The sequence below is a fragment of the Gaetbulibacter aestuarii genome, from assembly GCF_039537665.1.
Taxonomy (GTDB): Bacteria; Bacteroidota; Bacteroidia; order Flavobacteriales; family Flavobacteriaceae; genus Gaetbulibacter_A; species Gaetbulibacter_A aestuarii.
Map to the genome: position 1 here is coordinate 1,837,849 of NZ_BAABAY010000001.1, position 13,013 is coordinate 1,850,861.

The 13,013-nt window shown below is 37.2% G+C and carries 12 protein-coding genes; 9 read left to right on the forward strand and 3 right to left on the reverse strand.

Going from position 1 to position 13,013, the window contains the following annotated elements; all coding sequences use genetic code 11:
• Nucleotides 1-56 precede the first annotated feature (56 nt).
• The 6 genes from ABD682_RS08345 to ABD682_RS08370 all read left to right on the forward strand — a co-directional run bounded on the left by ABD682_RS08345 (nt 57) and on the right by ABD682_RS08370 (nt 6,500).
• Entirely contained in the window at nt 57-638 is a 582-nt protein-coding gene (locus ABD682_RS08345) for a nucleotide exchange factor GrpE (RefSeq protein WP_344740703.1), read from the forward strand.
• A 9-nt stretch (nt 639-647) separates the two neighbouring features.
• On the forward strand, nt 648-1,760 hold the full coding sequence (gene dnaJ / locus ABD682_RS08350) for a molecular chaperone DnaJ (RefSeq protein WP_344740705.1): 1,113 nt from the start codon (nt 648-650) through the stop codon (nt 1,758-1,760).
• A 326-nt stretch (nt 1,761-2,086) separates the two neighbouring features.
• Nucleotides 2,087-3,013, forward strand: coding sequence for an ABC transporter ATP-binding protein (locus ABD682_RS08355; protein ID WP_344740707.1), 927 nt, complete (start codon nt 2,087-2,089; stop codon nt 3,011-3,013).
• Nucleotides 3,014-3,017: 4 nt separating this feature from the next.
• A complete protein-coding gene (locus ABD682_RS08360) occupies nt 3,018-4,328 on the forward strand; it encodes an ABC transporter permease (RefSeq protein WP_344740708.1) in 1,311 nt (436 codons plus the stop codon).
• Nucleotides 4,329-4,342: 14 nt separating this feature from the next.
• Complete coding sequence (locus ABD682_RS08365; protein WP_344740709.1) at nt 4,343-5,254, forward strand: mechanosensitive ion channel family protein; 912 nt, start codon at nt 4,343-4,345, stop codon at nt 5,252-5,254.
• An 82-nt stretch (nt 5,255-5,336) separates the two neighbouring features.
• Nucleotides 5,337-6,500: a sigma-54-dependent transcriptional regulator gene (locus ABD682_RS08370; RefSeq protein WP_344740710.1), complete on the forward strand. Its 1,164-nt coding sequence runs from the start codon at nt 5,337-5,339 to the stop codon at nt 6,498-6,500.
• A 57-nt stretch (nt 6,501-6,557) separates the two neighbouring features.
• Here the strand turns inward: ABD682_RS08370 and ABD682_RS08375 are convergent, their stop codons facing one another.
• On the reverse strand, nt 6,558-7,340 hold the full coding sequence (locus ABD682_RS08375) for a hypothetical protein (RefSeq protein WP_344740711.1): 783 nt from the start codon (nt 7,338-7,340) through the stop codon (nt 6,558-6,560).
• Nucleotides 7,341-7,618: 278 nt separating this feature from the next.
• On the opposite strand from ABD682_RS08375, the gene ABD682_RS08380 reads away from it, so the two are divergent.
• Genes ABD682_RS08380 through ABD682_RS08390 form a run of 3 tightly spaced genes read left to right on the forward strand, consistent with a single transcriptional unit; the run spans nt 7,619 to nt 10,426 of the window.
• A complete protein-coding gene (locus ABD682_RS08380; RefSeq protein WP_344740712.1) occupies nt 7,619-8,470 on the forward strand; it encodes a PPK2 family polyphosphate kinase in 852 nt (283 codons plus the stop codon).
• A gap of 7 nt (nt 8,471-8,477) precedes the next feature.
• Nucleotides 8,478-9,860 carry a M28 family peptidase gene (locus tag ABD682_RS08385; RefSeq protein ID WP_344740713.1) on the forward strand — a complete coding sequence of 461 codons (1,383 nt, stop codon included), beginning with the start codon at nt 8,478-8,480 and terminating at the stop codon, nt 9,858-9,860.
• A gap of 56 nt (nt 9,861-9,916) precedes the next feature.
• Complete coding sequence (locus ABD682_RS08390) at nt 9,917-10,426, forward strand: hypothetical protein (protein WP_344740714.1); 510 nt, start codon at nt 9,917-9,919, stop codon at nt 10,424-10,426.
• Nucleotides 10,427-10,494: 68 nt separating this feature from the next.
• Here ABD682_RS08390 and ABD682_RS08395 read toward each other — a convergent pair whose 3' ends face one another.
• A complete protein-coding gene (locus ABD682_RS08395; protein ID WP_344740715.1) occupies nt 10,495-11,817 on the reverse strand; it encodes an MBOAT family O-acyltransferase in 1,323 nt (440 codons plus the stop codon).
• 145 nt (nt 11,818-11,962) lie between these two features.
• Nucleotides 11,963-13,012 (reverse strand): hypothetical protein, encoded by a 1,050-nt coding sequence (locus ABD682_RS08400; RefSeq protein ID WP_344740717.1) that lies wholly within the window; start codon nt 13,010-13,012, stop codon nt 11,963-11,965.
• Nucleotide 13,013: the final 1 nt, after the last annotated feature.

A 13,013-nucleotide genomic window follows, 5' to 3' on the forward strand; every position in this document is an offset into this window, starting at 1 on the left:
TATAATGGCAGTACTTTTGCCAACTTATTCGCGTAGTCCAAAATTGAAAAGAAACGATGAGCAAAAATAAAGACAAACAACAAGAATTAGATCAGGAGCAGTTTGAGTCAGCAGAAACCCAAACTGTAGATGCATCTGACGAAAAATCCAAAGCATCTTCAAAAAAAGAGGATCATTCTGAAGAAGATGTTCAAGAAAAATTACAATCTGAACTAAAGCAAGAAAAAGACAAGTTTTTGCGTTTGTTTGCAGAATTTGAAAATTACAAACGTCGTACGGCTAAAGAGCGTATAGAATTATTTTCTACGGCTAGCGAAGATGTTATGAAGACCCTTTTGCCGGTAGTTGATGATTTTGAGCGCGCCTTAACCCATTTAAAAGGAGCCGAGGGTGCAGACGAACTTGAAAAGGGAGTGGATTTGATCTATCAAAAGCTTTTAAAAACATTAGAACAAAAAGGGTTGAAGGCTATTGAAGTAGCTAGTGGCGATGTTTTTGATGCAGATAAACATGAGGCGGTTACCCAAATTCCTGCGCCTAGCGATGATATGAAAGGTAAGATTATCGATGTGATTGAAAAAGGCTATAAACTTGGAGACAAAATTATTCGTTTCCCAAAAGTTGTAATTGGACAATAATCTGAAAATATGGCAAAAAGAGACTACTACGAAATATTAGGTGTTAGCAAAAGCGCAACCACTGTTGAAATTAAAAAAGCTTACCGAAAGAAAGCCATTCAATATCACCCGGATAAAAACCCGGATGATAAGGAAGCCGAAACTAAATTCAAGGAAGCTGCAGAGGCTTATGAGGTTTTAAGTAACCCCGATAAAAAAGCTCGTTACGATCAGTTTGGTCATCAAGCCTTTGAAGGCGGTGGCTTTGGTGGCGGCGGCATGAATATGGATGATATATTCAGTCAGTTCGGAGATATTTTCGGTGGTGCTTTTGGAGGAGGAAGTTTTTCCGGATTTGGTGGCGGTGGTCAGCGCCGTGCCAAAGGTAGTAACTTACGTATCCGGGTTAAATTAACTCTGGAAGAGATCGCTAACGGTGTTGAAAAGAAAATTAAAGTAAAACGTAAAGTTCAGGCACCGGGAACAACCTATAAAACCTGTTCAAACTGTAACGGCACCGGACAAGTAACGCGTATTGCAAATACTATTTTAGGTAGAATGCAAACCTCGTCTCCCTGTAATGTTTGCGGAGGCGCCGGTGAGATTATCGATAAAAAACCAAATGATGCAGACGCTCAAGGCTTAAAGATTTCTGAAGAAACTGTTTCAATAAAAATACCTGCAGGTGTTGTTGATGGCATGCAATTAAAGGTTTCAGGAAAAGGAAACGAAGCGCCCGGTAATGGTATTTCAGGTGATTTATTAGTAGCTATCGAAGAAGTTCCACACGAAAAATTACAGCGTGAAGGCGATAATTTGCATTATGATCTATATATAAGTTATCCTGATGCGGTGCTTGGTACTTCAACAGAAATCGATACGGTAACCGGTAAGGTTCGTATTAAAATAGAAGAAGGTGTTCAATCAGGTAAAATTTTACGCTTACGCGGAAAAGGAATACCTAGTATTAACGGTTATGGAAGAGGCGATCTTTTGGTTCATGTGAATGTTTGGACGCCAAAAACGCTCAATAAAGAACAAAAAGAATTCTTTGAATCCATGCGTAATGATGAACATTTTGAGCCTAAACCGGAAAGCTCAGACAAATCATTTTTTGAAAAAGTTAAAGATATGTTCTCTTAAATTTGATAAAAATGTAATCAAAATAAAAATTCCGTTAACAAACGGAATTTTTTTTGTTTCAGCCAGAGTTTATCTGCCAGTTTTGCCGTTAGTTATAAAAAAAAAACTATCTTTGAACTATCACTAATATTTTTTAGTGGTAATTTTTCTTTTTCATAGCAATTTTTTTCCCATCCTTAATTTCTATTAAGGGTGGGTTTTGTTTTGTACCTATACCACCAACTTTATTAAGTTTCTTAAATATTTGTGAAAGCCTTTCAATTAGTGCACTTAAGACCCTTATAACTCTATTTACATTTAATATATTTACAAAAAAAACAGCATTAATGACTAACTTATTAGAAGTCGACCAGGTGTCAAAAAAATTTGGCGACTACACAGCCTTGAATTCCGTATCAATTCAAGTTCCAAAAGGTAGTATTTTTGGGCTTTTAGGGCCAAACGGCGCAGGTAAAACAACCTTAATTCGTATTATAAACCAAATCACCGCCCCCGATTCCGGTACTGTGGTTTTAGACGGTAGTTTTCTGGAAGAAAATCATATTAAAGACATAGGCTATTTACCCGAAGAACGCGGCTTGTATAAGTCAATGAAAGTTGGCGAGCAAGCCTTGTACCTCGCGCAATTGAAAGGGCTTAGTAAGGCCGAAGCAAAAAAGCGCCTGAAGTTTTGGTTCGATCGTTTGGAAATAGGAGACTGGTGGAACAAAAAAATTCAGGAGCTTTCTAAAGGTATGGCCCAAAAAATCCAGTTTATCGTAACGGTATTACATGAGCCTAAATTGCTGATTTTTGATGAACCGTTTTCAGGTTTCGATCCTATAAATGCTAATTTAATTAAAGACGAAATATTGCGCTTACGTAGCGAGGGTGCAACCATTATCTTTTCAACACATCGCATGGAATCGGTAGAGGAACTTTGTGATGATATCGCCTTAATCAATAAATCGAATAAGATTTTAGATGGAAAATTGATCGATATCAAACGCCAGTATAAAAGCAATACGTACGAAGTAGGTATTCGGGGTGACCATAAGGCATTACGAGGGCTGATCTCTGAAAATTTCGAGATATCTGAAGCTAAATTTAAAACCCTTGAAGATGAGCTTAAACTGAATATCAAAATCAAGGAAAATCATAGTCCCAACGATCTATTGTCGTTTTTAACGACTCACGGGGAAGTATCTCATTTTGTAGAACTTATCCCAAGTGTTAACGATATTTTTATTCAAACTGTAAAGCGCAACAACTAGAGTTATGAATCATTTACCCTTAATTATAAAACGTGAGTATTTAACAAAGGTTCGAAATAAATCCTTTATAGTGATGACGATTTTGAGCCCACTAATTTTTGTAGCCCTTATTGCGGTTATCTCTTACCTAACGCAACTTAATAAGGATAAGGTTCGGGTAATCAATATTCTGGATCCTTCAGGGGTTGTTCATAACACTTTTAAAAGTTCAGAAAATACCAGATATGCGGTTTTAGACAATATGTCTTTGAAAGAAGCAAAAACACTTTCTAAAAAAACAGAATCCTTCGGATTATTGTATGTGGATGATCAAATGACCGATGGATCAATTCCAAAGATCAAGTTCTTTTCAGATGAATCACCGTCATTAAGTTTGATTAATGATCTGGAAAATAAGCTGGATAAAACGTTTACAGATCGAAACCTTAAGGATAAAGGGATCAATGTGGATACCATTGAAAATTCTCAGGTTCGGATAAATATTTTTCAAGAGAGTTTTGAAGGAGAAAAAACTTCAAAAATGGATAGCCTGGTAAAATTGATCTTTGGAGGTGCTGCAGGATATTTATTGTTCATGTTTATTATTATTTACGGAAACCTGATCATGCGTAGTGTGATCGAGGAAAAAACAAGTAGAATCATAGAGGTTATCATTTCTTCAGTTAAACCGTTGCAACTGATGCTCGGTAAAATTATTGGTACTTCTCTGGCTGGTCTTACCCAGTTTGCAATTTGGATCTTATTTGGTGGCATTCTTTTAACCGTAACCTCAGTTATTTTCGGAATTGATCTTTCACAAATTGAAAGTCCGCAAAAAGCTGTGGTAGACCAAATGGTGGCTAGTCCGGATTTTAACGCAAAAGTTGAAGGTTTTATGACCGCTTTTTATCATTTGCCACTGGCAAATCTTATAATTGCCTTTATTTTCTTCTTTATTGCCGGTTATTTACTTTATAGTTCACTCTATGCTGCAATTGGAGCAGCTGTAGACAACGAAACGGATACTCAGCAATTTATGTTGCCCATCATTATGCCTTTAATGTTGGCAGTTTATATTGGGTTCTTTACCGTCATTGAAGATCCTCACGGCACCGTTTCAACAGTTTTTTCATTTATTCCTTTTACATCACCCATTGTGATGCTTATGCGCATACCTTTTGGTGTCCCGATTTGGCATCAAATAGTATCACTTTTAATTTTATTAGGTACATTTATGCTCATTGTTTGGTTTGCAGCCAAAATTTACCGTGTTGGTATTTTAATGTATGGGAAAAAACCAAGCTGGAAAGAAATTATAAAATGGGTTAAATATTGACATATTTTAATATCATGAGTCAAGATTTAAAAAATATTGAAAATAAAATCAAGGATAGTTCTTTATGGGACAAGTTCATCGATTTTCTTGATTTTAAGCTCATAGACTTCACCTATGGAACAGGGCAGAATGTTCATGATATTGTTCTGAAAGTGAAATATGTTTTATTGGTTGCCATCGTTATGATCTTGACGACCTATCTTTTACGATGGGTAAAACGCCTGGTAACCCGTAAAATGCCTCAGGAAGATAAAGTAAAATTCAATACTGTATTTTCTTTTGCCCGTTGGATCATCTATGTGATCGTTGTTCTGGTTGTTTTTGATTCTATCGGGATAAATGTAACCGCTATTTTTGCAGCTTCGGCAGCTTTATTAATTGGTGTTGGTCTGGCCTTACAAACCTTATTTCAAGATATTATTTCCGGGATTTTCATTTTAGTTGATCAATCCGTTCATGTAGGCGATATTATTGAGATTAATGGCAAAGTTGGCCGTGTTGAAGAAATTAAATTGCGAACTACCCGAGCGGTGACTATTGACAATAAAGTGCTGGTAATCCCGAATCATATGTATTTGGAGAACAGTTTGTTCAATTGGACGCAAAACGGTAATATTACCCGTGAATCGGTAACCGTGGGCGTTGCCTACGGAAGCGATGTACAGTTAGTAAAAAAACTGTTATTACAAGCCGCCACGGAGCATGAAGCTGTTCTGGACGAACCGCCACCTTTAGTTTTGTTTACTGATTTTGGTGATAGCTCCTTGAATTTTAAATTGGTTTTTACCCTTGGAGATAGCTTTATGGCTGCAATACCTCAAAGTGAATTACGTTTTGAAATTGATAGGTTATTTCGGGAAAATAACATTACAATTCCATTTCCGCAGCGCGATATTCATATTATTCAAAATCAGAATAAAGCTTAAATTAAAAAATAAAGTTGATTTGGCAGGTTATTTGTAATTTTCCCGGTAATCCATAATAATTAAGAAATACAACAGAACCAATATGGCAAAAATATTAGTAATTGAAGACGAAGCAGCGATCAGACGTGTGTTGGTGAAAATTCTTTCTGAGGAAAATGAAGCCTATAAAGTTGAGGAAGCAGAAGATGGTTTGAGTGGTGTAGAAAAAATTAAAAATGAGGATTACGACCTGATCTTGTGTGATATCAAAATGCCAAAAATGGATGGTGTTGAAGTTTTGGAAGCCGTAAAAAAAATTAAACCTGAAATTCCGGTCGTGATGATCTCCGGGCACGGCGATCTCGATACTGCCGTAAATACCATGCGATTAGGGGCTTTCGATTACATTTCAAAACCACCGGACCTCAATCGCCTTTTAAATACTGTACGAAATGCAGTAGACCGTAAAGAGCTTGTTGTTGAAAACAAGAAACTGAAGAAAAAGGTTAGTAAAAAATATGAAATGATTGGAGACAGTGATGCTATTTCCCAGATCAAAGAAATTATAGATAAAGTAGCTCCAACCGACGCAAGAGTGTTGATTACCGGTCCGAATGGTACCGGAAAAGAATTAGTAGCACATTGGCTTCATGAAAAAAGCGATAGAAGTAAAGGGAATTTGATCGAAGTGAATTGTGCGGCTATTCCGAGTGAATTAATTGAAAGTGAGCTTTTTGGTCATGTTAAAGGGTCCTTTACAAATGCTAATAAAGACCGGGCGGGTAAGTTTGAAGCGGCTAACGGCGGAACTATTTTTTTAGATGAAATTGGTGATATGAGTCTGCCGGCACAAGCGAAAGTGCTTCGAGCGCTTCAGGAAAGTAAAATCCAACGTGTAGGAAGCGATAAAGACATTAAAGTTGATGTCCGTGTTATTGCCGCAACCAATAAGAATTTAAGCCAGGAAATTAAAGAAGGTAAATTTCGAGAAGATCTATATCACCGGTTGGCTGTTATTCTAATCAATGTGCCTTCATTAAATGAACGCCGTGAAGATATACCTTTATTGGTAAATCACTTTGCAGCTAAAATTGCCTCAGAACAAGGCACAGGTCAAAAGAGTTTTTCTGACAAGGCTATTAAATTACTTGAGGACTATAACTGGACAGGTAATATTCGAGAACTACGTAATGTCGTGGAACGTTTAATCATCCTGGGAGGTAAAGAGGTGAGTGAAACGGATGTAAAACTATTCGCCAGTAAATAAAAAAATCCCGTAACACAATCGTTACGGGATTTTCATTTTATATTTCAGTATATCGTTTTAATTAACTGAATTAAGGGCACTTAAAAATTCATTGGTCATCGTTTCGATCTCTCGTTTGTAATGCTCATTAATTTCGTTCACTGATTTGTTTTCTAAACCTTCGGAATTTTCTGCATAAGTAAACGCGTCATGGCTACTACCGCATAATTTTAAGGTTTGATTGTAACTTTTTACACTAGATCGAAGCGCATTTTGATAGTTTCTGATAAGCTGTTGTTTCTCCAGCATTTGCTCTTTTTCTTGTTGCGCAGCCAGTTTCGCTTTAATTTCCTGTTCTTTCCGTTTTAAAGCTTCTTGTTGCTGCTGTAATTTTAATTGCTCTTTTTCCAAATCAGAAAGAGCTGTTTGATCTTCGGAAGTATCTGAATAAGCTACCTCTGTTGTGGTTGCAGTTGTTGAAGCATTGTTTTGTCCACGTAATACAGAGCATTTATCATCTTCAATAACTCCGGCTTTAATACTATCGCGAGCTCGTTTCACAAAAAAGCGAGCATCCTCATAAGTTTCCTGATAGGCTACTTTTTCAAGAATATCATAACTTTTTTTTGCTAGTCGTTCTGCATTAACACAATCGCAGGATTTCATTTGATTAAGAAATGATTTTAGGGAACCCACAGCTCGATCGGCATAATACTTCACATGGTCAATATTATTCGATTCATAGGAATCTTTAACATGCGAGTAGGAACTAACAATATAATAATTGGCATCATCACAAGCCGTTTGGGCTATGACCGAATAACTTAAAAAAAAGAAAAATAGATAGTAGATTTTTTTCATTTTCAGGTGGTTTTAACATAAATAGGTAGTGCGAATGTAAGAAAAAAATCTATAAAACAGCACTTTATCGAAAAAATTCGTTTTTTAACGGATTTATGTAATAGTTGAAATACCTAAATGCAGAAGGTTAAATTTCGTAATTCACATGAAATCAAGGTTTAATATCCTTTTGATTTCAAAGACCAGATTTAATTTGGGACCATCAATTTATGAGTTAACTTAAAAATGATTAATTAAGTGGATTGCATTTTATATATTTAGTGTCCTAAACCGCTCATATGGACGATTACAAAGTTACTTCAAACATCATTTTAAAAAAGCGCGAAACAAAAGTCGTAATCGATAAAGCAAAGAAAAAATTAAAAAAGGTTAGGCGAGATCTTGGGGACTGGCAGAATACCATGTATGCGCATAATAAGTATGCTGTTCTGGTTTGTTTACAAGGAATGGACACGTCCGGAAAGGATAGTTTAATTCGTGAAGTTTTTAAAGATTTTAATGTTCGCGGTGTGGATGTAACCAGTTTTAAAGTTCCTACGGAATTAGAGTTGGACCACGATTTTCTTTGGCGCCATTACATTGCTTTACCACAACGCGGCCGATTTGGTGTTTTTAATAGAACACATTATGAAAATGTTTTGGTAACCCGGGTTCATCCGGAGTATATTCTGGGAGAAAGGTTGCCCGGTGTTACGAGTTTACAAGATATAAATGAGGCATTTTGGAATAAACGTTTCGATCAGATCAATCAATTTGAAAAGCATTTATCAGAGAATGGTACTTTGATTTTTAAATTTTTCCTGCATTTATCCAAAGAAGAACAGAAAAATCGACTCCTGAGACGTCTAAGAAAACAGAACAAAAACTGGAAATTTTCGCCAGGAGACCTTAAGGAGCGTGAACTTTGGGATCGTTATCAGGAATGTTACCAGGAAGCTATCAATAGAACCTCAAAGCCTCATGCGCCCTGGTATACAATTCCGGCTGATGATAAACCAACAGCCCGTTATTTGGTGGCCAGTATTTTACACGACTCCCTGACCAAATACAAAGACATTAAAGAACCAGAGTTAGATGATAAAATCAAGGCTAATTTAGAAGCCTATAAATCGCAATTAAATAATGAATAATTACCCTATGAAAAAATTAATAGTAATCATGCTATGTTTCGGCTTTTCAGCTCTGAATGTAGTTCAAGCACAAACCGATCAGGATGTGATCAAATCCATATATAACAACTCGCTCACTCAGGGTAAAAGTTACGATTGGCTCAATTATTTGTCGAATCAGATTGGAGGTCGGTTGTCAGGTTCTGTTAATGCGCAACAAGCCGTAGAATGGACCAAGGAAGAAATGGAAAAACTTGGGTTTGATAAAGTTTGGCTTCAACCCGTAATGGTTCCTAAATGGGTGCGTGGCGGTAAGGAATACGCGTATATTGAATCCTCATCAGGGAAATCCACTACAGTGAATATCTGTGCTCTTGGAAGCTCTGTGGCAACGCCTTCTTTGGGTATAAAAGCGCCGGTTGTAGAAGTAAAAACCTTTGATGATCTCGCCAGAATTGGGAAAGATAGCATAGCGGGAAAGATCGTTTTTTTCAATCGTCCTATGAATCCGAAATTTATTGAAACATTCAACGCCTACAGCGATGCCAATGATCAAAGAACAAAAGGCGCAAGAGAAGCCTCGAAGTATGGAGCCGTTGGGGTCATTGTACGTTCTTTGAATTTGCGTTTGGATGATTTTCCCCATACAGGGAATATGAGCTATGGTGATTTACCTGATAACCAAAAAATTCCGGCGGCGGCCATTAGTACGAATGATGCCGAACTGTTAAGTACTATGTTGTCCTTAGATAAAGATCTTAAATTTTACTTTAAGCAAAACTGCAGACAACTTGACGATGTACAATCCTATAATGTTGTTGGGCAAATTACGGGAAGCGAATTTCCTAATGAATATATAGTTGTTGGAGGCCATTTGGATTCATGGGATCTGGCGGATGGTTCTCATGATGATGGCGCAGGATGCATGCAATCTATGGATGTACTGCGACTTCTAAAAATATCAGGTATAAAACCAAAACACAGCATTCGTGTTGTTTTATTTATGAATGAAGAAAATGGTTTGCGCGGAGGTACTAAATATGCCGAATTAGCAAAACAGAATAACGAGAAACATATTTTTGCTTTGGAAAGTGACTCCGGAGGTTTTACGCCGCGGGGTTTTAGTTTTGATTGTACCGACGAACAATTTGAAAAAATAATAGCCTGGAAACCCTTATTTAAACCGTATTTAATTCATTATTTTGAACAGGGTCACAGTGGTGCTGATGTAGGAAGACTTAAAAACGGTACGACTGTTCTTGCAGGGCTTAGCCCGGATTCCCAGCGTTATTTTGACTATCATCATGCTGCCAATGATACTTTTGACGCCGTTGATAAGCGTGAACTTGAATTAGGTGCTGCCACGATGGCCTCGATGGTGTATTTGATTGACAAATATGGAACCAATTAGAATTTATAATGAAATCGGTATTTTTAGCTGTAGTTTTTACAATAACATCTGTTTGTATGGCACAAACTGAACACAAGTTACCATATTATGAAATTCCGCAGCAAAGTGGTGATTATTCGGCCGGTACTGTAGCATCTCGAATGTTAGATGGTCTTGGATTTCGTTATTATTGGGCAACAGAAGGGTTACGTCCTGAGGATCTTAACTACAAACCAGGCGATTCCGGGAGATCTTCAGAGGAAACCGTTGATCACATTTACGGATTATCGCAATTTATATTGAATACTTTGGCCGTAAATATTGAAAACCAGCCGGATGTTAAGGCCATGAGTTTTGAAGAAAAGCGAAAACAAACTTTAGAGAATATAAAGACGTCCTCTGAACTATTAAAAAATACTACAGATCTATCAAAATTTGATAATGATCGCTTTCCGTTTTGGAACATTATAAATGGCCCCATCTCAGATGCTATTTGGCATTGCGGACAGCTCGTACTTTTACGTCGCGCATCCGGTAATCCTTATAACTCCAAAGCCAGCGTATTTTCAGGAAAGGTTAGAGAATAAAAAAGTGCGTTCTTAAATAAATTCAATAGAACGCACTTTTTTAATTTTAAGGTTTAAATATGTTATCCTTAGAATTGGAAATAGATAAATTGCTCACCACTTCCCTGAGCTATGATGATCAAAAATGCCATGACGGCCCAAACGCCGCCAAGGACGTAAGGTGAAGTTTTTAAAGATACTTCTTTCATTGAAGTGTTTCTCATAATCCAATGGCACAAAAATAAGATAGCTACGAGGACACTCACTTTTAAAATGGTGAAATTATCTAATATTTTAGCCCCATCGGTATTTACATAGAACATGGATTTTATCATATCCCAGGATTTTTGAAAGCTTCGTGCTCGGAAAAAAACCCAGGTTATATTGACGCATGAGAAGGTTAAAAAGGCTAAAAATATACCATTCCATTTCGTGATCTTGAATGGTATGTAGCGTCTTTGCAAACGTTCGATAATAAGATACGTTCCATGTAACCCTCCCCAGATCATGAAGGTCCATGCCGCACCATGCCAAAGGCCACCCAGCAACATGGTTAACATCAAGGCCACGTATAGTCTTGTTAATCCGTGTCTGTTTCCCCCCAATGGAATATACAGGTAGTCTTTTAACCAACTGGAAAGAGAAATGTGCCAACGTCGCCATAAATCTGAAAATCCAAGTGAAGCGTATGGGTATTTAAAGTTATCCGGTAAAATAATACCTAACATTAAAGCGATGCCGATGGCACAGGTTGAGTAACCTGCAAAGTCGAAAAATATCTGACCGGAAAAGGCTATAGTCCCAACCCAGGCATCCACACCGTTTAAAACGTCATTGGTTCCAAAAACGGTATCAGAGGTCCCGGAAAGTAAGGTGTCGGCCAGCACAACTTTTTGGAAAAGTCCGATGGTTAATAAAAATATTCCCCAGATAAACTGATCGGCAGTGGCTTTCTTTTCTTCATAAAATTGACTTATCAGGTCTTTTGCACGTACAATTGGGCCTGCAACTAATTGCGGGAAAAACGTAACATATAGTGCAAAATCCAAAAAGGTTTTAGCGGGTTCAATTTGTTTCTTATAAATATCTATAGTGTATGACATGGTTTGAAACGTGTAAAAAGAAATTCCCATAGGTAGAATAATATCCATCGGTCTTGCCTGAAAATCAATTCCTATTAGGTTCATGATGTGAACAAAATTTTCTAATAAAAAATCGCCATATTTAAAGAAGGCTAAGAATCCCAGATTTACGAACATACTTACCAAAAGCCAAAATTTTCGTTTTTTCGGATCATCGAGAACTGCCAGCTTTTGTCCGGCGGTCCAATCGATCATGGTAGAAATCCACAGTAAAATAATAAGTGGAGGATTCCACATACCATAAAAAATATAACTGGAAAGTAATAACATTCTCTTTTTACCTTTCCAGCTTAAAATTGGAGCGTAGTACAGTGCGAGTACAATAACTAAAAAAAGTACAAAACTTAATGAGTTGAATAACATGATTGGATGGTATTAGGTTTGTGATTGTTGTTTTGTTTGTAGACTAACTAACTTATTTTAAAGCGTATTCGGATTTATTCTTTTTAAGAACACCATCTTGAATTAACAGGTTTAAAAGCGTTGTTGTATAGTAATCAGCATCGGTGCCACTTAAATGAGAATCTTCGGGACATATTAAACCCTTTAACTCGTCGTAATCTTCAAAGTGGTAACTTGGAGCTCCGGTCTGTTTTACCAGGTCGTCCCAGAAACCTGATCTGGGAAGTCCCATATTTTCTCCCATTCTTACGCCACCGCTAGAAGGGCAACGCATTAAAATAACCTGCCCTCCTCGTGCTGTGAATTTTTTATAATCGTCCATGAAATATGCCATGGTAGATTTTTTGTCGGGTGCAGGTGCATCACTTCCAAAAAAATACCAAACGCGTTTAACGGTGTTTGCAAAAGCAGTGTCCTGAACAGTTCTATCTGTCATTCGCATATTTCTTGGGATCGATACATCACCAAAACTGTAAAAAGGTGGCATCGGGGGTTGTTCTGTACGGTTTCCTATATTTATTCGTCGGAGTAGCGATTTTAAATCAATATCATCACTCCATTCTTCCTCGTCGGCAGACATGAATGCCAGATTTTTTTGTAATGGAATGGAGAGTCTAAAATTCATTTTTTGAGCATATGTTTGATCCTGGTAATAATCAACTTTAGATTGTGCTCTCCTCCAGGGTGACGCTCCGGGATAGACAGTTGAAAAAAATAAACCCGGTGCTATACCGACTATTATGGTACCTGTAAATGACGTATTATTTACAATATCGTGAAATGTAGGAAGAGGAGAAGAGCCGGTTGAGGCCAGTTGTATAGGATATCTTCCCATTATTTTATTAAAGGCATCCTGCTGAATGTCAAAATAAGCTCTTGAAGAACCTAAAATAATGACATCTTCGTTTGTGGCTTTTTCGACCTTAGATCGCTCCAGGGCCCAAAGTGCTTTTTCGTCGTTTAGTGTTGGGTAGTAATTGTTGCTGCGCCAATACAGTTCCCAGCAAACTGTTGCTATTAGTGTTACTATAATAGCAGTAATTAAAGCGTGTTTTAATTTCATA